Here is a 21,092-nt window from a genome sequence, read left to right as displayed (position 1 = left end):
AATAATGTATATAGAACAATTGGACAACTTGAACTAACTAAATCTGTGAACCTAAATCTTAATAAATCACAAATCATTGTTGCACCAACCTCATATGGTAAAACAGAGTTAATTTTATCTTTTGTTGAAAAATTTCAAGACAAAAATATTTGTATTATTACACCTACTAAATCATTATTAACTCAGACTAAGAAAAGAATCATTAACCAATTTGGATATAGAAAAATAGTAACTCAGCCAGATATGTATTCAGATATTGATTTACATATTTTAGCTGTATTAACGCAAGAGAGATTGCTTAAACTACTTCAAGAAAATCGAGAATTATTTTTTGATTTCGTAATAGTTGATGAGGCACATAATTTATTAGATAGATATACATCTGACGATTCTAGGAGTGTACTCTTAACATCAGTATTAATAATTAACAAAAAGAGAAATCCAGAATCAGCATATAAATATTTAACTCCATTCTTGATTGATAGAAAGAGTTTGGAAATTAAGTATTTGGATGATAATTTTAATGAGTGGTACAAAGTAACTGAACAAGTAAAATCAGAAATGTTTTACTTCCATGATTTAAATAGAAATACAAAAGAACTATTGGATCAATTTTCTCCGAAGAGTCATAAATTCATTCAAATTCAAAATCAAAGCATAACAAATGATTATCAGGTAGTTATTAATGAAGCAGATAGGAAGAATATTATTTATTTAAATAAACCTGTAGATATTGAACGTTTTGCAATTGAATTATCAAATAATCTAAAACCAATTGATAAGCCATTTATTAAAAAAATTCTCAACGACCTACAAGAATTTATTCATAAAGATTATAAATTGATAGAGTGTATTCGTAAAGGTGTGGTATACCATCATGGGTCTATGCCAGAGTCAATCCGTTTTTATATTGAGGAGTTATATTCTAAGATAGATGAAATTAAATATTTAGTAGCGAATTCTACATTACTTGAGGGTGTTAATTTACCTGCGACTCGAATGTTTATTTTAAATCCTAAAAGAGGAAATAGTTATTTAACCCCATCAGGATTTAAAAATTTAATTGGACGAATTTGTAGATTTAGTGAAATATTCAACCAAAAGACAGGCAATCTTGACTATTTATTGCCAGAAATACATATTATAAAAGGTAAGTATGCTCCGATTAATATGAATTTTGAACAATTTATTAAGGGTAGAAAGTTACTGATACAGGATGAAAATAGTTCCCAAGATTATCCAGAAAATCCTTTATTAACTTATACTTCATCTTCAGACGATGAGAAGGTTAAAGCAGAAGAATTATTAGCAAATATTTCAGACGATAATCTTGAAATTCAAGAAACTGTAAATATAGCTAAAACAAAAGTAGGGAAACTTTTATATCAAAACAATGTAACTATTTTTAATATTTTTACCATGGAAATGGAAATTCAATCACAAATGTCTAATGTATCAATAGCTGAAAACATAGATAGCGTTTTCAAAGTACTAGATTTTCTATTTTTCAAAAGAATTGATGAAAATAGCAATGAGGAGAATCTAAGACGATTAAAATCTCATAAAGCTCAAGCATTTTACATTATGTTGATTAGTTGGAGGATGAGGTCAAAAAAAATGACAGCTATGGTAACTGATGTCCTAAATTATTGGGATAATTTGTCTATTAAGGAAAAGGAAAGTGTTTTTGTTGGAAAATGGGGAGATAAGACACGTGGTGGAGGTTTCAGAAAGCTTTGGACTGACTTAAACCAAAAAAATCATCTAGAAAGAGTAAACTTAGCAATTGTTAGATTGAAGGAAGAGTACGATTTTATTGATAATGAAATTATGAAATTTATAGATGTACTTTTTAAGCTGAACCTCATTTCTGTCAATCTGTATAATAAAATTAAATTCGGAACTACAGATGAGACGCGTATAGCCATGCTTAACTGTGGTGTAAGTGGCATAATTTGTGACCTTCTAGAAGAAAAATATAAAGATTATTATAGTGTAGATTTAAAACAGTGTTCGATTTTTTTTGACCCAATGATAATTGATAAAATGAATGAAAATAAAGAAAATGGAATTTTGATTTCTGAAGTGAAATTAAACATGAGAGAGTGATAGGAAAATGAATAAACCTAAAATAAGATTCAATGAATTTGAAAATATTTGGACTAAATCTAAATTAGGAGAATTATACGAAGTTTATTCCGGAAACACTCCGTCACGATCTGATAATAGGAATTATCAAAATGGAGAAATTCCATGGATAAAAACAACAGATTTAAATAATTCTATAATATGTTCTAATGAAGAAAAGATCTCAGTATATGGAGCAACAAAATTAAAAGTTTTACCTGAAAAGTCTGTATTGATAGCAATGTACGGTGGATTTAATCAAATTGGAAGAACAGGCTTACTAGCTTATCCTGCTACGATTAATCAAGCCCTAGTAGCTTTGATGCCAGTCAATGAAATTAATCCAAATTTTCTACTAAATTTTTTAAATTTTAAAAAGGAAAGTTGGAGAAATGTTGCAGCGAGTAGTAGAAAAGATCCTAACATTACAAAAAATGATGTAGAAAAATTTAAAATATCTTTTCCATCTATAGATGAACAATCTGCCATCGGATTCCTTTTCCGTACTCTCGACGACCTTCTGGCTAGCTACAAGGACAATCTTGCCAACTACCAATCTCTCAAGGCAGCCATGCTCTCTAAGATGTTCCCTAAAGCTGGAAAAGCAGTTCCTGAAATTCGTTTAGATGGTTTTGAAGGTGAGTGGAGAATTATAAAATTAGGTGATGTATTATCTGAGTTAAAAAGTGGCTTGTCGCGAGAATTATCAAATGACGATATTGGTCTTCCAGTTATTAGAGCTAACAATATTAGTGACGGAATTTTAAATTTGGATAGAGATATAAAATACTGGTTTAAGGAAGATCCTAAAGGAGCTAATACAGCAAATTATTTTGTAAAAGAGAATGATATATTGGTTAATTTTATAAACAGTGAGGCAAAAATGGGGACTGCTGCAATTGTGCTAAGGGAACCAGATAGGGAGACGATATATACAACAAATATATTGAAATTAACCGTAAAAGAAGATTATTATCCTTATTTTATATATTTAATGACTTTTGTACAAAGTTATCAAAATTATATAAAATCTATTACTAAACCTGCAGTAAATCAGGCGAGTTTTACGACTGTTGACTTTAAAAAATATGATTTTTTATGCCCAGCATTTCGAGAACAACAAGCTATCGGCTCATATTTCTCAAATCTTGACCAGCTTATCACTTCTTATCAAGAGAAAATTACTCAGCTTGAGACGCTGAAAAAGAAACTCTTGCAAGATATGTTTATCTAAAAAGGTGAATAAAGACTATTTATTTACTTGACTGATTAGCAACGAAAGTTTCAGTTTTACAGTGATAGTAGATGAAAGCAATAGAATTTAAGCAAAAGTAGGAGACCAACATGGTATCAGTAACACAACGTATCAAACAGATTAAACAGCCTCGTGGTGGTTATCTTCCGGTCAAGACTTTTACTGTGACGACGCTTGATGATGATCAGGGTCTTAATCCTGAGGAGTCTATTGCGGCTAGTTTGGTTGGGACTGCTGTGGACTATCTTAGTCGTTTCATGGATGGGACAGCTGTTGAGGAGGCCTTTGAGATTTCCTTGCTTGGTGCTCGTGCCATGAGGCTGGAGGCTAAGGCTTTTGGTCTTCTGGATGATGTTAAGGGGATAGACGATTTGTCGATTACTAAGGCTTGTCAGTTGGCAGGTTTTGATAGTGCCTTTCGTGCTGGTCCTCTGGCTTATCGTCCAGTGGAGGGGATTGTGCCAAATCAGGCTACTATTGCTAATATTCGTATCATGGTTGAGCGTAGTTTGAGCTTTTTCAAGGCCTTTGATCCTGTGACTGCGGATGGTTTTACCATGGAGGGGGCTTATACGGCTACCATAACGACTGGTGATGGGGATTTCCTGACTAAAGATACCCTTTGGGACTTTAAAGTCACCGCCAGCAAGCCTAATAAGGACCATACCTTGCAGCTACTGATTTACTATCTCATGGGTAGGCGTTCGATTCATCCAGAGTTTCAAACCATTGAAAATCTAGGCATTTTCAACCCACATCAAAATACTATTTACCAACTTCCTATTTCTGAGATTTCAGATGAGGTCATCAAAGAAGTGGAAACAAACGTGATTGGCTATTAGAACGAATAGGATAACATTCAAAAATACAAAGAAAGAAACATTATGTCAGAAACAACACAAACCTCCCAGTCGCTTTATCAAGCCCTGTGGAACTCAGCGGATGTGCTCCGCTCTAAGATGGATGCCAACGACTACAAGTCTTATCTCTTGGGCATGGTCTTTTACAAGTATTTGTCGGACAAGATGCTCTTTTTCGTGGCAGAGACCATGGAGGAAGAGACAGAAAGCTTGGAAGAGGCACTGGCGGTCTATCGTAAATACTATGAGGATGAGGAGACTCACGAGGACCTCTTGGCAGTTATTACTGATGAGATGAGTTATGCCATTCATCCTGACTTGACCTTTACGGCCTTAGTAGAGCAAGTGAATGATGGAAGCTTCCAGCTAGAGGACTTGGCTCAGGGCTTCCGTGATATTGAGCAGAGTGACGAGCTTTACGAAAATCTTTTTGAAGATATCGACCTCTACTCTAAGAAACTTGGGGCGACTCCTCAAAAGCAAAACCAGACGGTTGCGGCTGTGATGAAAGAGTTGGCTGTCTTAGATGTGGCAGGTCATGCTGGTGACATGCTTGGTGATGCTTACGAGTACCTGATTGGTCAGTTTGCGACGGATTCGGGTAAGAAAGCTGGTGAGTTCTATACACCGCAACCTGTAGCCAAGCTTATGACCCAGATTGCCTTTTTAGGTCGTGAGGACAAGCAAGGCTTTACCCTTTACGATGCCACAATGGGGTCAGGCTCGCTCTTGCTTAATGCCAAACGCTATTCACGCCAACCACAGACAGTGGTTTACTTTGGTCAAGAGTTAAATACCTCAACTTATAACCTGGCACGTATGAACATGATCCTGCATGGTGTGCCGATTGAAAACCAGTTTTTACATAACGCTGATACCTTGGATGAGGATTGGCCAACTCAAGAGCCGACTAACTTTGACGGTGTTCTCATGAACCCACCTTATTCGGCCAAGTGGTCTGCTAGCTCAGGGTTCATGGATGATCCTCGATTCTCACCATTTGGGAAACTGGCACCTAAGTCTAAGGCCGATTTTGCCTTCCTCTTGCATGGTTACTATCACTTGAAACAAGACAATGGTGTTATGGCTATCGTCCTACCTCATGGGGTGCTCTTCCGTGGTAATGCTGAAGGGACTATTCGTAAGGCTTTGTTAGAAGAAGGTGCCATTGATACGGTAATCGGACTGCCTGCTAATATTTTCTTTAACACCAGTATTCCGACGACGGTTATCATTCTCAAAAAGAACCGCACCAATCGTGATGTTTACTTTATCGATGCCTCTAAGGAGTTTGATAAAGGGAAAAATCAGAATATCATGACAGACGCCCATATTGAAAAGATTCTCGATGCCTATAAGAGTCGTGAGGATATGGACAAGTTCGCCCATCTGGCTAGCTTTGAAGAGATTGTGGAAAATGACTACAACCTTAATATTCCTCGCTATGTGGATACCTTTGAGGAAGAAGAAGTGGAGCCTTTGACCGAGATTGTGGCTAAGATTAATCAGACCAATGCGACGATCGAAAGTCAGACAGCATCCCTTCTTGATATGCTTGGCCAGCTTCATGGAACTACTCCAGAAGCAGACGAAGAACTCAAGGCTTTTGTGAAAGCATTTAAGGGGTAGTTGCAAGCTTTCATTTACTTTTTCCGAATAGATAGTAGTAGAGGGGCCAATCCTCTATTTTTTCTTAAGGAGAGGTACATGGAAAAAAGACACAAGCATGTCTCACCGACCTTGGATATCATGGCTAAGAAGATTTTCAGTCTGCCTGAGGTGACGGTGGCTTTCATTCGAGATATTTTGGATTTGGATGTTGTGGATGCTCAGATTTTGGAGGGGACGCAGCTTCATAAAAAGGACTTTGATGAGGATGAGCTCTTTTCAACGTCGGTGGATGTTCGAGCCAAGTTGAATGATGGAACTGAGGTTATCATTGAGATTCAGGTGCGTAAGCAGCATTATTTTCTCAATCGTTTTCATTATTATTTGGCTAACCAGCTGGTGGAAAATGTGCAACAATTACGCCAACAAGGACAGACGCATAAGATGTATGAGCAGATGGAGCCAGTCTATGGCATAGCTATCTTGGAGAAGACCTTGTTGCCAGATGAGGAGTCCCCGATTAATACTTATTGGATGGCCAATAGTCGGACGAGCAATCCGTTAAATTCTTACTACAAGGATGGGAAACGGCAAAACCTTCTTCAGATTGCCTTTTTAGAGTTGGATAAGTATAATAAAGGTAAGCATATTACGGATGAAGGGCGGCAGTGGCTAGAGTTTTTTGGAAATCTCCCATTTTCTAAGGAACCTAGTCAAGCGGTCACGCATGCCGATTCATTACTGGATTCATCCAGCTGGACACAGGAGGAAAAGGCGATGATTGATGAACGCATACGTATTCAAGAAAATTATGACATGACTATGGAAACAGCTATCGATGAAGCACGTGAAGAAGGCTTGGAACAAGGGTTAGAGCAAGGACTAGAGCGTGGACTTAAACAAGGGTTAGAACGAGGTCGTTATGAGGGACAACTAGAACTGATTCGTAAGATGCTGTCAAAAGGTCTGTCGTTAGAAGTAGTATCGGATGTGACTGGTTTATCGGTTGAAGAATTAGAGACATTGTTATCGTAAGAATCAGTTAGGAATAAACATTTATTTGAAAAGTCAGAGGCAGTTTTTGTCTCTTTTTTTATTTTTGGGTATTTAACATTTGTAATACTTAAACATTCGGAAAATAATACTTTGAATCGTAAAATTAAAAAAGACTGTCAAACGTTTGACATAAATCTGAGAAAACAGATTTAATACAATTTGATTGTTTTAGCCGATAAATCTTGCTAAATAAGCCTTTATGGAAGTTTAGAGTTTTCTCTTTCTTACACGTGAAAGAAATTACCTTTTTGTGCGACATTTTTAGACTATAATTTAGAAATGAATAACTGAACTTTCTAATATGACATTTTTGTTAAGGCCTTGTTAAAATGGATTACTTAGCCTTTTATTTTGTGTTCTCATGACTTATAATTTGTTTTGGTTTGTTTTGGATTAAAGAAACAACAGCATCATTAAGTACATCAAATATTTAAGAGTCTCTGTTTTTAGTTCGAGAATAGCTTAAAACTAAAATGGAGAGATTGTGAAAAAAAGTATCGGGAGAATTAACTTGTTTAGAGAAAGTAAAACAAAACCAAAGTACAGCATCCGAAAATATTCCATTGGGGCAGCATCAGCTTTGATTGGGTTCATGGCTCTTGCCAATGGGCAAGGGGCTCAGGCCGATGAGGCACAATCGATTAGTGATTTGACTGATGCCTCAAATCAGGCACAGACACCTCAAACAGCTTCAACGGCACAATTGGCGACTTCCGAACCAGCATCAGTTGAGACTGTGCAAGCGTCACAGCCTGCCAACATTGCTCCAGTTCAGCCTCAGGTAACAACTGTTCAAGCAGCTGAACAGACTCCGACCATTGATCAATTGGTTGAGGCAAACAACCCTCAAACTCAAGAAACTTCAGCAAATGTCTTAACCAATGCGAGTGAGAACCAAGGTCAAGGCAAGGAGTACAGCACTGATGGTTACGGTGCAAAGATGCCTTATACGACTCATGAGGCAGAGAATGCAAGTGTTGAAAATGGTGCTACAATCCAACAGTCAACGGACATGGAATCTACGGCTGTGGAAGCGACTAACCAAACTTATGTTGAGCTTCTTAAAAAGGATGTGGCAGTTACTTTCAATGTCACTGAGCCAGCCAATGCTTTGAATGTGCGTTATACAATACCTGATGGTGCATCAGGTCAGTTGGATGTGCAGGTCAATGGTTCAAGCGTTGGTAATCTTGATTTGTCATCTCACTCAGCATGGCAGTACCTTAAAGGGGACCATGAGTATGATCAAGCCATTGATGGTTCCAGTGCACGTTTTCGTTTTGATGAGACACGTCTTCTCCTCAAGGATATTCAATTGAAATCTGGTGATAAGATTTCTCTAGTTAAGAAGAAAGATGACAATGTCCCTTACGGTATTGACTTTATTGAGCTTGAACAGGCTCCAGCGCCTGTTGCCCAAGGTGAAAATAGTATCAGTATCGTGGATAAGGGAGCATCTGCTAATGATGATAGTGACGACACAGCTGCCCTACTTGCGGCTGTGGAAGAAGCTAAAGCCAGCGGAAAATCTGTCTATATTCCAGAAGGGCGTTTCAATTTTGACAAACAGGTTAATATAGAAGCTGATAATCTAAAAATCTCAGGTGCCGGTGTTTGGCATACGCAACTACACTTTACAAGTGACAAACGCTATGGTGGTGGTATTGTCGTTGGTCATAATAGTAATGGCATTGAGTTGAGCAATCTTTATATGGATTCTAACTTGACGTCTCGCTATAACGAAGATGCACAGTACAAGGCTATCTCGGGAACACTTGGTAAGGATTCGAAAATTCACGACATCTGGGTTCAGCATTTTGAAGTCGGTATGTGGATTGGAGACTACGACCAGACGGGAAATATGAAGTATACGGACGGTCTTGTCGTTGAAAATGCTCGTATCCGTAATAACTTGGCTGATGGTATTAACTTTGCTCAAGGGACCAAGAATTCAACAGTTAAGAACTCTAATATCCGTGGGAATGGTGATGATGGTTTAGCTATCTGGTCAAGTATTTCAGATGGGACAAATGCCGCAGCTGAGGAAAATAATAAATTCCTTAATAACACCATTGAATCAGGTTGGCGTGCGGCTGGTATCGGTATTTTTGGTGGTAAGGGGCATGAAATTTCAGGAAACCTCATCAAGGATGTTTTTGCTGGAGCAGGTATCCGTGTAAACACTGTCTTTGCAGGTCACAATTTTGACCTCAATGATTCTGGAATTAAGATTCATGACAATACCATTCTACGTTCAGGGACAACTAATGACCTCTATAACCTCCATCGTGGTGCCATTGATTTCCAACAAGTTCGTGGAACAATCAAGAATGTCGATGTCTACAATAATAAACTATTGAATACCTTGGCTGATCCAGTGATTACCAAAAACTTTGAGATGGGTGACAATGGTAATGGAGAAATCCGTTTATCTAATAATACGATTGACAATAAGGCGACGATTGTTGGAGCTGTTTCAACAGTTTCTCCAACAAAGCCTGAGCCAAAGCCAGTCAATAATCCAGTCTCTGAAACTTCAGCATCAGAAACACCAAAGAGTGAGGAAAGTTCATCAGCCCCAGTCTCCGAAGCATCAACTAGTGAAGTGGTATCTGAGACTTCAGCATCGGAAACGCCAAAGAGTGAGGAAAGTTCATCAGCCCCAGTTTCCGAGGCATCAACTAGTGAAGTGGTATCTGAGACTTCGGCATCGGAAACGCCAAAGAGTGAGGAAAGTTCATCAGCCCCAGTCTCCGAAGCATCCAATAGTGAAGTAGTATCCGAAACTTCGGCATCAGAAACACCAAAAAGTGAAGCAGGTTCAACAGCTCCAGTTTCCGAAGCATCAAACAGTGAAGTGGCATCTGAGACTTCAGTTTCTGAGTCACCAAAGAGTGAAGCAGATTCAAGTACTCCAGTTTCCGAAGCATCAAACAGTGAAGTGGTATCCGAGACTTCAGCATCAGAAACACCGAAGAGTGAAGCAGATTCAAGTACTCCAGTTTCCGAAGCATCCACTAGTGAAGTGGTCTCTGAGACTTCAGTTTCTGAGTCACCAAAGAGTGAAGCAGGATCAAGCACCCCAGTTTCCGAAGCATCTAATAGTGAAGTAGTTTCTGAGACTTCAGCATCAGAAACACCGAAGAGTGAAGCAGATTCAAGTACTCCAGTTTCCGAAGCATCAAACAGTGAAGTGGTCTCCGAGACTTCAGCATCAGAAACACCGAAGAGTGAAGCAGATTCAAGTACTCCAGTTTTCGAAGCATCAAACAGTGAAGTGGTCTCTGAGACTTCAGTTTCTGAGTCACCAAAGAGTGAGGAAACACCAGTAGCTTCATCTACCAGTCAGGTTGACGTAGTAATTACTTCTGACAGCCCAGAGAAATCTCCAACTTCAGAAAGTACACAAGAGGATCCGATAAGCGAGGTTTCTTCAGAAGTTATTGAAAAAGGTTCAACAAGTCAGGTTGACGTCAAAGTTTCCGAAGCACCAACAACAGCAAGTACATCTGAAGTTGTCAGCATTTCGCCAAATAGTCAGGTCGCTTATAACAATGACCTAAAAACCCCTATAACAAGCAGTCAGCTCGCCTCAGAAGCTATTCGCTTTAATTCTCTGTTGAATGAGAAATCTGTGGATGTGATTGCAAGTAAAGTCATGGCGGTTATGGCATCTGAAACATTAGCCTCAGAAGCGGCATCACTTACAAGCTCTGAAGGTGTAGCCAAAGAGATTAGCAATGATTTGTCAGAATTGGCGGAAAGCAAGAAGGATGAGACACCTAAGAATGTCGCCCGTATTGATAAAACAACTGAGGCAAACCAGGTTGCTAAGGGTTCTGAAAGTCAAGCTAGCACTTCAAAAGAAAAAGGTAAGTCTAATACTACAACGGTCTTCCTTCTTGTCGGAGTTGCTGCGGCACTAAGTATATCTACAGTTTACCTTACAAAACAAGGTAAAAAAGCAGGTAAATAATAGGTAAGAAGCATCCAATAAAATGGATGTTTCTTGTTTTTTTAAGCAAGTTCTAAGATAGCTAATATCATTATTCTTTATTTTTAATCATCCGCTTTGATTTGGTCCTGTATAATTAAAGTGATAAAAAATTAAGGAGTTAAGATAATGAAAGAAAAAAGAAATAGTAGGATTCGTTTATTTGCTCTTCTTGTTTTAGTATTTACTTTAGGTTTCGGATTTTCAGTAGATACTAGCAAACAATCGTTGACTGTAAGCTCTCAAGTAGCTCAAGCGGATGAGAGCAATGGTATATTAGCTTTTAATGGTCAAAAGCAGTTTGTCATGGAGGAAAAGGACCAGTTAGGACGTGCCCACAGTGCTCATATACAGTTACAAGATAAGGACGAGCCAAAGAATAAACGCCCCGGTAAAATAAAATATGATCCTGTAGGATGGCATAACTATAAGTTTTATTATGGTGATGGTAAATCAAAATCTTGGTTAATGAATCGAGGACATTTGATTGGCTATCAGTTTTCTGGTGTCAATGACGAGGGCAAGAATTTAGTACCTATGACTGCCTGGTTGAACTCTGGAAATTATAAAGGAACCGACGAAGGTAATCAGTCAGGCATGCTTTATTACGAGAATCGCTTGGATAACTGGCTGGCACTCCACCCTAACTATTGGTTAGATTATAAGGTAACAGCTATCTACAGTGGAGACGAGTTGTTGCCTCGTCAAGTGGAACTTCAGTATGTTGGTATCGATAGTTCTGGAAATCTCTTGGAAATTAAACTTGGTGGAGATAAGGAGACTCTTGATAGTCAGGGAGTTACACATGTTGTCTTAGATAACCAATCACCAAATGCAGAAATCAATTATGCAGATGGGACAGCAACAAATACGGTAACTGAATTTACTGAAGCACCATCTGAGCCTAGTTCTGAGAGTTCACAGGTGACTGAACAACCAAGTTCTGAACCAGAGCCTGTGCAACCTATACAAGAAGAGAATAGAACAGTTTATGTGGCGCGTCATGGAACAGCAGATGTTTATTGGTATGACATCAATAGTATGCCTAGCAACACCAACAAAGCAAATGTCGTTACTATGACAGAAGCAGATGCCCTAGCCCAAGGCAAACGACACACGTCTAAAGAGTAATAAAAAAGCTGGACAAGATGTCCAGTTTTTTTGTAAAACGACTCACATTTTACCACTTTTATCTGAAAATTTGATATACTGAGACTATCAAAATACTTGAAAGAGAGGTTAATTGACTCTTTTTCAGTACAAGAAAGGAATAAAAATATGATTTGGATTATTATTGCCACTATCGTTGTTCTTGTAATTTTTGTTATTGCAAGTTATAACGGCTTGGTTAAAAGCCGTATGCAAACTAAGGAGGCATGGAGTCAAATTGATGTTCAATTGAAACGTCGTAATGACCTTCTTCCTAACTTGATTGAGACTGTTAAAGGTTATGCAAAATACGAAGGTTCAACACTTGAAAAAGTAGCAGAACTTCGTAATCAAGTAGCAGCGGCGACTTCGCCAGCAGAAGCGATGCGTGCTAGTGATGAATTGACACGCCAGGTTTCTGGAATCTTTGCGGTAGCTGAAAGTTACCCTGACCTTAAGGCTAGTGCAAACTTCAGCCAGCTTCAAGAAGAGTTGACAAACACTGAAAACAAAATTGCCTATTCACGTCAACTTTATAACAGTGTGACAAGTAACTACAATGTGAAATTGGAAACATTCCCAAGCAATGTTATTGCTAAGATGTTTAGCTTTAAGGCTGCTGAATTCCTTGAAACACCTGAAGAAGAAAAAGCTGTTCCTAAGGTTGATTTCAGTGGACTAGGTAACTAATATGTTATTTGATCAGATTGCTCGAAATAAGAGAAAGACTTGGCTTTTGCTCCTGGTCTTTTTCCTCTTGTTGGGCCTTGTTGGTTACGGTGTCGGCTATCTTTGGTTAGGTTCAGGCTTCGGTGGTTTGATTCTTGCTCTAGTTATCGGTTTTATCTATGCCGTTACCATGATTTTCCAATCAACCAATGTCGTTATGGCTATGAATGGTGCACGAGAGGTTGATGAACAAACCGCTCCAAACCTTTATCATGTGGTTGAAGATATGGCTATGGTGGCACAAATACCGATGCCACGTGTCTTTATTGTTGATGATCCTTCAATGAATGCTTTTGCGACGGGGTCTAGCCCTAAAAATGCTGCTGTAGCTGCTACGACAGGTCTTCTTGCAGTTATGAATCGTGAGGAACTTGAAGGGGTCATAGGGCACGAAGTCAGCCATATTCGTAACTATGACATCCGTATTTCGACTATTGCAGTAGCCTTGGCATCTGCGATCACCATGCTAGCTGGTATGGCTCGCAATATGATGTTCTGGGGTGGAGGCCGTCGTCGTAATGATGATGACCGTAATGGAAGTAGTGGCTTGGAGATTATTCTTCTCATTATTTCCTTGATTGCCATTATTTTGGCACCTTTGGCAGCTACTCTGGTTCAGTTGGCTATTTCACGCCAGCGTGAATTTCTAGCTGATGCTTCTAGCGTCGAATTAACACGTAACCCACAAGGTATGATTAATGCTCTGCTTAAACTTGATAATAGTACGCCAATGCAACATCATGTGGATGATGCGAGCGCAGCCCTCTATATCAATGATCCTAAAAAGGAATCTGGTTTGCAGAAGCTCTTCTATACTCACCCACCAATTTCAGAACGGGTGGAACGCTTGAAACAAATGTAAAAAAAGTGAGACTGATGACACTTCTAAAGGTGTTTATCAGCCTCGCTTTTTTAGTTTGATTCAATATAAAGGTTGCTAGCAACAGTTTCTGGAATTTGAATTTCTTTTCCATCAATATTCAGGCGGTAGAGTTGTGTAAAAGGGTCAAAGCCTTTCAAGGTAAAAGTTACCCCAATTTTAAGACCGACAGTTTCCAAATAATGGAGTAAATCAATTTGATCCTGAACTCGACGAAGTACATAGTCTCCAGGAGTTAGGTCTTGTGTAAAAGTCTGGTTGTAGATTTCCTCTATGAGCTGACCTGACTTGGGGATTTGCCCACCGTGTGGACAGGTTTGGGGGTAATTGAGTAGGCGGTCAAGGGCATTGATAAAGTGATCAGAGACAGTATGCTCTAAAATTTCAGCCTCTTGATGAATTAGGTCACAAGTATATTGCAAGTGGTCCACCAAAAAGACTTCGATGAGACGATGTTTCCGATAGAGTTCAGCGACATTGATTTTACCAGTTTTCGTTAGAAGATAGCCCTTGACTTTGTCTTTGATGATGAGGTCTTCTGAAATCAATTTCTTAATCATTTCCGTCACAGCAGGTGGAGACACCTGCATACGGTTTGCGATTTCCTTATTGCTTATTTTACCTTCTTCAGTACCAATCTCATAGATACATTTGAGGTAGTCTTCTTTATTAGGTGTCATTTCTCTTCCTTTGAAAATAGTCTCACCATAGTATAACAGATTTATCATAAGAATACAGAATATTTCTTAGATAAGATTTTTACTGATTCAAGCCTTGGGTGATTTTATCCAGATTATATTTCATCATGTTGTAGTAGCTATCACCGTCTTGCCCTTTTTCAGCAATAGAATCTGTAAAGATCTTTGCATAAATAGGAATATTGGTATCCTTAGATACTGTTTTCATAGGGCGTTCATCGACACTAGATTCGACAAAGAGAGCTGGTACCTTTGTTTGACGTAGTTTTTCAACTAGTGTTTTGATTTGTTCTGGTGTGCCTTCTTCTTCTGTATTGATTTCCCAGATGTAGGCAGATGGTACGCCATAGGCTTTAGAGAAGTATTTGAAGCATCCTTCACTAGTGACAATCAGTTTTTTCTCATCGGGAATCTTGTTAAATGTCTCTTTAGCTTCTTGGTCCAGTTTACTAAGTTTTTCAGTATAGGATTTTAGATTCTTTTCGTAGTAGGTCTTGTTTTTAGGGTCCTTAGCAATCAGTTGCTTGGCAATATTTTGAGCATAAATAATCCCATTTTCCAGATTAAGCCAAGCGTGGGGATCTTCCTTACCTTTTTCTGATTGACCTTCAAGGTAAATTACCTCAACACCATCACTAACTGCAAAATAATCTTTATTTTCTGTCTTATGAGCGTTCTTGACTAACTTAGTAAACCAAGCATTTCCACCAGTTTCTAAATTGATACCGTTGTAAAAAATTAAGTCAGCTTGCGATGTCTTCTTTACATCATCAGGAAGAGGTTCGTATTCGTGAGGATCCTTACCAACGGGGACAATAGAGTGGAGAGTGATTTTATCTCCAGCAATATTTTTGGTGATATCAGCAATAATGGAATTGGTCGTAACGACTCGTAATTTATCCTTGCTACTGCCTTGTTTATTGGTACAAGCTGTTAGAGTAACTACCGCTAAAAGTAGTAGTACTATTGTTGATAGTATTTTTTTCATATTATTTTCATCCTATTATTCTATTGTTTATAAGTTTTATTCATGCCACTTTGTTTAGGGGCGATGAAAAAGCTGATGAGAAAGAGTAGAGCAGACGTTAATACAATGCTTGAACCAGCTGCAATATTAAAACTATAGCCGATAAAAAGACCTAGAACAGATGCCAGAGCCCCTAATCCTGATGAGAGAAGAATCATTGTTTTTAGGCTATGAGCATAAAGGTAGGCAGTAGCAGCCGGTGTAATTAAAAGTGCCACAATAAGAATAGTACCAACACTTTGCATGGCAGTTACAGCAACCAAGGTTAGAATAACCATCAGTAAGTAATGGTAGAAGGAGACTTTAACTCCCATTGACTTGGCCAAAATTGGATCAAAGGATGTTAGGAGTAGAGGGCGAAAGAAGATTGTAATAGTTGCTAGTACGAGAAGTGAAACGATAATCGTTATCCACATATCCATGTCTTGAACAGCTAGAATATTCCCGAAGAGAATATGAAAGAGATCTGTGGAACTATTAGCAACACCGATGAGAATAATACCGAGAGCTAGAAAGCTCGAAAAGGTAATCCCAATTGCCGTGTCACTCTTAATAATGGAATTACTTTTGATATAGGTAATCATTGTAGAAGCTAAAAGTCCAAAGATGATGGCTCCTATGAAAAAGTTAATACCCAAGATAAAGGAAATGGCTACCCCAGGTAGAACCGCATGTGAAATTGCATCACCCATAAGTGACATCCCTCTTAGAATAATAAAACAACCAACAGCACCCCCGACAATTCCAATAACTAAAGCCGTTATAAGAGCATTTTGTAAGAAGTGGAAATTTAGCAAACCATCAATAAATTCAGAAATCATTTACATCTCCTTTATAAAATAAACTGTTACCGTAGGTTTTACGGAGATTATCCTCATTAAAAATAAGATTAGTAGGCCCACTAGCAATCAGTTTACGATTTAGGAGGATAACTTGGTCAAAATAATGAGAAACTTTGCTCAAATCATGGTGGACAATAAGAATAAGCTTACCTTTGTCCCTAAGTTCTCTCAAGGTGTTCATGATAATATCTTCGCTAACAGAGTCAATCCCTACAAAGGGCTCATCTAATAAAATAATATCTGCCTCTTGTACAAGACAACGAGCAATTAGAACACGTTGAAATTGACCTCCTGATAATTGGCTTATTTGTCGATGAGCCAAATCATTTAGACCGAGTAGTGTTAAAGCATCTGTGACCTTAGACCAATCACTCTTAGATAGACGTTTAAAGAACTTGGTTTTGGGATAGAGTCCTAGAGAGATGCACTCTCTGACAGTAATCGGAAAGTTAAAATCAATATCAGCCTTCTGTGCAACATAGGAAATACGATTCAATTGCTGACGAATAGGTTGTTTATTGAAAAGGATTTTTCCAGAGTGAGGAATAATACCAATCAATGCTTTAATTAGAGTTGATTTACCAGCACCATTTGGTCCAATAATTCCAGTAATACTAGGTCCCTCCAAGTTTAAGGTGATATTATCCAGAGCTAATGTCTGTTGGTAAGACACATTAATATTTTCAATTTGAATCATTAGCTACCTCCTTGGGTTTAATATACTTTAAAACAAAAATTAAGTCAAGTTAACTTATATAATTAATTGAAGTTAATTTTTTTATAGTTGTCAAGATGACAGAGGATAGTGAATGAGAGTACACTTTTTATCTCAAATATTCATCCTGCTCAAACTGTTTGATATTTGGGAGAGGCAACAAGGAACGTTATTTTCTAAAAATTGCACAATCTCACTCTGTATTTCAAGAAATCTTTAGTTTTTTTTTTTTTAAACTAGTCATATTTTCTTATTTCTGGCATAATAGATATATGAAATTAACGATTCAACGAATGGCTCGGATAGCTATTCTGTCAGCTCTGGCAGTAGGATTGCGGTCAGCATTTATAGGATTGCCAAATATTCAGCCTATTACAGCTATGTTTTTTGTGGCTGTTCTTTATTTGGGTTTGGTTGATGGTCTATTGATTATGGCTTTAACCATGTCCATCTCAGGATTCATCTTTGGTTTTGGTCCCTGGGTCTTTAATCAGATTCTGGCATTCGGAGTATTGATGGCTCTTTGGAGTTTGATGGCACCTAGGTTATCACTTGTCTGGCAGATTGCTTTGGTCACTCTTTTGTCCTTTCTCTATGGGATTCTCATGGATTACAGCTATGGCCTCCTATTTAAAAGTGGGATTACCTTTGTTATTTCTGGTCTACTTTACGACACCTATCATGCAATATCGACGCTTCTATTTTATCCATTCATACAGTCTATTTTTCGGAGGTTTTTGAAATGAAAAAATTATTAACCTATATCTTTCTCGCTTTATCACTTGTTACCCTAGCAGCCTGTGGAAAAAATGAGGCAGCTAAACTTACTAGTAGCACAAACAATCATCAGTCTAAGGTTCAAGGTCAAGTGACTTTGATTTTGAAAACAGATAAGGAAAGTAAGAAAAAATCAGTAGAAATCCAAAAAGGGGATACAGTGCTTGATGTCTTGGAAGAGGTCTATCCTGTTCAAGAAAACGATGGCTTTATCACTGAGATTGATGGTATTTCTCAAGATAAAGATAAGGGCATCTATTGGATGTTTGATGTTAATGGGAAACTTGGTGAAAAAGCAGCCAACCAACTTAAGGTTGAAGATGGCGATGAAATCAAATTCTATCAAAAAAAGTATAATTAAGATTCTGAACTCTGTTTCAGAGTCTTTTTTTTATAAAGTTCGGAAATAGACTTAAAAAATTGTTTGAAAAAGTCGGAAAATTGCAAAATAACTGACGATTTAAAGGAAAATAGTTTACTTTTGTTTTAAAAGTGATATGATAAAAGGGTACTACATAAAGTAAGGAGAATACGGTTTGGCTTTTAACAAATTGGAAAGCAGTAACAACCAGGAAATCATCTCTGAAGAAGTTGGTATCTTGAAAGAATTGTTGGATGATGCAACACGAGGCATGGCTGGAGAGCAAGGTCTCACAACTATCCAACATTTGGTTGAACTTTATGATGAAGGTGACTATGTGGCCCTTACACAAGCCATTTCAGAAATGACGAATGACGATATGGTCGTTGCATCACGTTATTTCTCTTTGTTACCTCTCTTGATTAATATCTCTGAGGACGTGGATTTGGCTTATGAAGTCAACCACAAGAACAATATTGATGAATCTTATCTAGGTAAGTTGTCTGAAACCTTTGATGTTGTCGCTGAAAGTGATAATGCACGTGACATTCTTGAACATGTCAATGTCGTGCCAGTTTTGACAGCTCACCCAACTCAGGTTCAACGTAAAACTATGCTTGAATTGACTAACCACATTCACGAACTTCTCCGTAAGCATCGTGATGTTAAGGCTGGTCTTATTAACAAGGATAAATGGTATGCAGATTTGCGTCGTTATGTAGAAATTATGATGCAAACAGATATCATTCGTGAGAAAAAACTTAAGGTTAAAAACGAAATCACTAACGTTATGGAGTATTATAACTCCTCATTGATTAAGGCGATTACGAACTTATCACATGAATTCAAACGTTTAGCAGTTGAAAAAGGTATTGAACTCGACAATCCAACCCCTATTACTATGGGTATGTGGATTGGTGGTGACCGTGACGGGAACCCATTTGTAACAGCAGAAACTCTTAAACTTTCTGCAACATTGCAAAGTGAAGTTATCCTCAACTACTATATCGAAAAAGTTGATAATCTTTATCGTTCATTCTCACTTTCATCACGCTTGACTGAGGTTTCAGATACAGTAGCAGAGATGGCGAAACATTCTCCAGATACATCTGTTTATCGTGAAAATGAACCCTACCGTCGTGCTTTCAGTTACATCCAGTCTAAGTTGATTCAGACACTTCTTTTCTTTAAAGAAGGAAACTTCAATAAGGAAAGAGTTGCTAAACGCCTTTCTGAAAATGTTCGTCTGGGTTCAGCTTCAACAGGTGAAGTAGTAGCTGATTACGTGCAACAACGTCTCAGCCAAAGTCTTCAAGCTGTCTCACAACAAACAACAGAATTCTACGAAACAGCAGATGCCTTCCATGACGATCTTTTGGCAATCAAAAATTCACTTCTTGAAAACGACGATGCTGTCTTGATTTCAGGTGATTTCGAAGAGCTTCTTCAAGCTGTAGAAGTCTTTGGTTTCTATCTTGCTACAATCGATATGCGTCAAGATTCAAGTGTTCATGAAGCATGTGTAGCAGAGTTGCTTAAATCTGCAAATATTGTTGATAACTATAGTGAATTAACAGAGGTTGAAAAAGTTGCGGTTCTTCTTAAAGAATTGCAAGAAGACCCTCGTACCTTGTCATCAACTAATGTGCCTAAGTCTGAAACACTTGAAAAAGAATTGGCGATCTTCCGCACTGCTCGTCTCTTGAAAGACTATATCGGTGAAGATGTCATCAAACAACATATCATTTCTCACACTGAGAGCGTTTCTGATATGTTTGAGTTGGCTATCCTTCTTAAAGAAGTTGGCTTGGTTGATACAGAACGTGCGCGTGTCCAAATCGTTCCACTTTTTGAAACTATCGAAGACTTGGAAAACTCTAATGATATCATGAAACAATATCTTGGTTATGATATCGTTAAACGTTGGATCAAGAATAGCAACAACTACCAAGAAATCATGTTGGGTTACTCAGACTCTAACAAAGATGGTGGTTACTTGTCTTCAGGTTGGACGCTTTACAAAGCTCAAAATGAATTGACTAAGATTGGTGAAGAGCGTGGCATTAAGATTACCTTCTTCCATGGTCGTGGTGGTACTGTCGGTCGTGGTGGTGGCCCATCATACGATGCTATTACGTCTCAACCATTTGGTACTATTAAGGACCGTATCCGTTTGACTGAACAAGGTGAAGTTATCGGTAATAAATATGGTAATAAGGATGCTGCCTACTACAATCTTGAAATGCTTGTTTCAGCTGCTCTTGACCGTATGGTAACACGTCAGATTGCGGACCCAGATGAATTGGTTGATTTCCGTGAAATTATGGACGGTATTGTTCATGATTCTAATGTTATCTATCGCGATCTAGTCTTTGGAAATGAACATTTCTATGATTACTTCTTTGAAGCAAGCCCTATTAAAGAAGTCTCAAGTTTGAATATCGGTTCTCGTCCAGCGGCTCGTAAGACTATTACTGAGATTTCTGGTCTTCGTGCGATTCCTTGGGTATTCTCATGGTCACAAAACCGTATCATGTTCCCAGGTTGGTATGGTGTGGGTTCTGCCTTTAATCGCTTTATCCAAGCTGAAGAAGGCAACCTTGAGAAACTTCAACATATGTTTGAAACATGGCCATTCTTCCGTTCACTTTTGTCAAACGTGGACATGGTGCTTTCAAAATCAGACATGAATATCGCCTTCCACTATGCACAATTGGCAGAGAGTGAAGAAGTACGTAGTGTCTTCAATATTATTTTGGATGAGTGGCAGTTGACTAAGGATGTTATTCTTGCTATTGAAAAACATGATGGCTTCCTTGATGAAAGTCCATCACTTAAAGCAAGTTTGGACTTCCGTTTGCCATACTTCAATGTCTTGAACTACATCCAAATTGAATTGATTAAACGTCTTCGTAACAATGATTTGACCGATGACGAAATAAGCCTTATTCACATTACCATCAACGGTATTGCAACAGGCCTTCGTAACTCTGGTTAATAAAGTAAAGTTCATC

General features: G+C 38.2%; 16 protein-coding genes. 12 read left to right on the top strand and 4 right to left on the bottom strand.

Annotated elements, in window-relative coordinates; all coding sequences use genetic code 11:
• From H7U01_RS05530 to htpX, 9 genes are all read left to right on the top strand, one after another.
• The coding region (locus H7U01_RS05530) for a DEAD/DEAH box helicase (protein ID WP_201041253.1) at nt 1-2,109 on the top strand (2,109 nt) is incomplete at its 5' end.
• A 7-nt stretch (nt 2,110-2,116) separates the two neighbouring features.
• On the top strand, nt 2,117-3,361 hold the full coding sequence (locus H7U01_RS05525) for a restriction endonuclease subunit S (protein ID WP_104020839.1): 1,245 nt from the start codon (nt 2,117-2,119) through the stop codon (nt 3,359-3,361).
• 110 nt (nt 3,362-3,471) lie between these two features.
• Complete coding sequence (locus H7U01_RS05520) at nt 3,472-4,224, top strand: hypothetical protein (protein ID WP_048674426.1); 753 nt, start codon at nt 3,472-3,474, stop codon at nt 4,222-4,224.
• Between the two features lie 42 nt (nt 4,225-4,266).
• Entirely contained in the window at nt 4,267-5,871 is a 1,605-nt protein-coding gene (locus H7U01_RS05515) for a type I restriction-modification system subunit M (RefSeq protein ID WP_201041252.1), read from the top strand.
• A gap of 78 nt (nt 5,872-5,949) precedes the next feature.
• Nucleotides 5,950-6,885, top strand: coding sequence for an Rpn family recombination-promoting nuclease/putative transposase (locus H7U01_RS05510; RefSeq protein ID WP_201041251.1), 936 nt, complete (start codon nt 5,950-5,952; stop codon nt 6,883-6,885).
• Nucleotides 6,886-7,417: 532 nt separating this feature from the next.
• Nucleotides 7,418-10,882: a YSIRK-type signal peptide-containing protein gene (locus H7U01_RS05505; protein ID WP_201041255.1), complete on the top strand. Its 3,465-nt coding sequence runs from the start codon at nt 7,418-7,420 to the stop codon at nt 10,880-10,882.
• A gap of 147 nt (nt 10,883-11,029) precedes the next feature.
• The gene (locus tag H7U01_RS05500; protein WP_201041250.1) at nt 11,030-12,031 is read left to right on the top strand and encodes a DNA/RNA non-specific endonuclease; all 1,002 of its coding nucleotides are present in this window, start codon (nt 11,030-11,032) and stop codon (nt 12,029-12,031) included.
• Between the two features lie 147 nt (nt 12,032-12,178).
• Entirely contained in the window at nt 12,179-12,739 is a 561-nt protein-coding gene (locus H7U01_RS05495; RefSeq protein ID WP_201041249.1) for a LemA family protein, read from the top strand.
• A gap of 1 nt (nt 12,740) precedes the next feature.
• Complete coding sequence (gene htpX, locus H7U01_RS05490; RefSeq protein WP_064524726.1) at nt 12,741-13,640, top strand: zinc metalloprotease HtpX; 900 nt, start codon at nt 12,741-12,743, stop codon at nt 13,638-13,640.
• A gap of 50 nt (nt 13,641-13,690) precedes the next feature.
• Here the strand turns inward: htpX and H7U01_RS05485 are convergent, their stop codons facing one another.
• From H7U01_RS05485 to H7U01_RS05470, 4 genes are all read right to left on the bottom strand, one after another.
• Nucleotides 13,691-14,338 carry a metal-dependent transcriptional regulator gene (locus tag H7U01_RS05485; RefSeq protein ID WP_037600899.1) on the bottom strand — a complete coding sequence of 216 codons (648 nt, stop codon included), beginning with the start codon at nt 14,336-14,338 and terminating at the stop codon, nt 13,691-13,693.
• Nucleotides 14,339-14,417: 79 nt separating this feature from the next.
• Nucleotides 14,418-15,344, bottom strand: a complete 927-nt coding sequence (locus tag H7U01_RS05480) for a metal ABC transporter substrate-binding protein (protein ID WP_073950595.1) — start codon at nt 15,342-15,344, stop codon at nt 14,418-14,420.
• A 20-nt stretch (nt 15,345-15,364) separates the two neighbouring features.
• Nucleotides 15,365-16,204, bottom strand: coding sequence for a metal ABC transporter permease (locus H7U01_RS05475; protein ID WP_201041248.1), 840 nt, complete (start codon nt 16,202-16,204; stop codon nt 15,365-15,367).
• Complete coding sequence (locus tag H7U01_RS05470) at nt 16,194-16,922, bottom strand: metal ABC transporter ATP-binding protein (RefSeq protein WP_201041247.1); 729 nt, start codon at nt 16,920-16,922, stop codon at nt 16,194-16,196. The genes H7U01_RS05475 and H7U01_RS05470 overlap by 11 nt, the downstream gene beginning before the upstream one ends.
• A 290-nt stretch (nt 16,923-17,212) precedes the next feature.
• Here H7U01_RS05470 and H7U01_RS05465 point away from each other — a divergent pair, with 290 nt between their 5' ends.
• From H7U01_RS05465 to ppc, 3 genes are all read left to right on the top strand, one after another.
• A complete protein-coding gene (locus tag H7U01_RS05465) occupies nt 17,213-17,686 on the top strand; it encodes a hypothetical protein (protein ID WP_201041246.1) in 474 nt (157 codons plus the stop codon).
• Nucleotides 17,683-18,078 (top strand): DUF4430 domain-containing protein, encoded by a 396-nt coding sequence (locus H7U01_RS05460; protein ID WP_002884044.1) that lies wholly within the window; start codon nt 17,683-17,685, stop codon nt 18,076-18,078. Before H7U01_RS05465 ends, H7U01_RS05460 begins: the two co-directional genes overlap by 4 nt.
• Nucleotides 18,079-18,253: 175 nt before the next feature.
• Nucleotides 18,254-21,076 (top strand): phosphoenolpyruvate carboxylase, encoded by a 2,823-nt coding sequence (gene ppc, locus H7U01_RS05455; protein WP_014634244.1) that lies wholly within the window; start codon nt 18,254-18,256, stop codon nt 21,074-21,076.
• The last annotated feature ends 16 nt before the right edge of the window (nt 21,077-21,092 follow it).

The organism is Streptococcus sp. 21.1 (genome assembly GCF_016648635.1).
Taxonomy (GTDB): Bacteria; Bacillota; Bacilli; order Lactobacillales; family Streptococcaceae; genus Streptococcus.
The sequence above is the reverse complement of the archived record's forward strand: the minus strand, read 5'-3'. Positions and strand labels throughout refer to the sequence as shown.

Excerpts from the sequence above, each read along its gene's own strand:
- H7U01_RS05525 (WP_104020839.1), top strand. The coding sequence starts at position 2,117 with ATGAATAAACCTAAAATAAGATTCAATGAATTTGAAAATATTTGGACT.
- H7U01_RS05520 (WP_048674426.1), top strand. The coding sequence starts at position 3,472 with ATGGTATCAGTAACACAACGTATCAAACAGATTAAACAGCCTCGTGGT.
- H7U01_RS05515 (WP_201041252.1), top strand. The coding sequence starts at position 4,267 with ATGTCAGAAACAACACAAACCTCCCAGTCGCTTTATCAAGCCCTGTGG.
- H7U01_RS05510 (WP_201041251.1), top strand. The coding sequence starts at position 5,950 with ATGGAAAAAAGACACAAGCATGTCTCACCGACCTTGGATATCATGGCT.
- H7U01_RS05500 (WP_201041250.1), top strand. The coding sequence starts at position 11,030 with ATGAAAGAAAAAAGAAATAGTAGGATTCGTTTATTTGCTCTTCTTGTT.
- H7U01_RS05495 (WP_201041249.1), top strand. The coding sequence starts at position 12,179 with ATGATTTGGATTATTATTGCCACTATCGTTGTTCTTGTAATTTTTGTT.
- htpX (WP_064524726.1), top strand. The coding sequence starts at position 12,741 with ATGTTATTTGATCAGATTGCTCGAAATAAGAGAAAGACTTGGCTTTTG.
- H7U01_RS05485 (WP_037600899.1), bottom strand. The coding sequence starts at position 14,338 with ATGACACCTAATAAAGAAGACTACCTCAAATGTATCTATGAGATTGGT.
- H7U01_RS05480 (WP_073950595.1), bottom strand. The coding sequence starts at position 15,344 with ATGAAAAAAATACTATCAACAATAGTACTACTACTTTTAGCGGTAGTT.
- H7U01_RS05475 (WP_201041248.1), bottom strand. The coding sequence starts at position 16,204 with ATGATTTCTGAATTTATTGATGGTTTGCTAAATTTCCACTTCTTACAA.
- H7U01_RS05470 (WP_201041247.1), bottom strand. The coding sequence starts at position 16,922 with ATGATTCAAATTGAAAATATTAATGTGTCTTACCAACAGACATTAGCT.
- H7U01_RS05465 (WP_201041246.1), top strand. The coding sequence starts at position 17,213 with ATGAAATTAACGATTCAACGAATGGCTCGGATAGCTATTCTGTCAGCT.
- H7U01_RS05460 (WP_002884044.1), top strand. The coding sequence starts at position 17,683 with ATGAAAAAATTATTAACCTATATCTTTCTCGCTTTATCACTTGTTACC.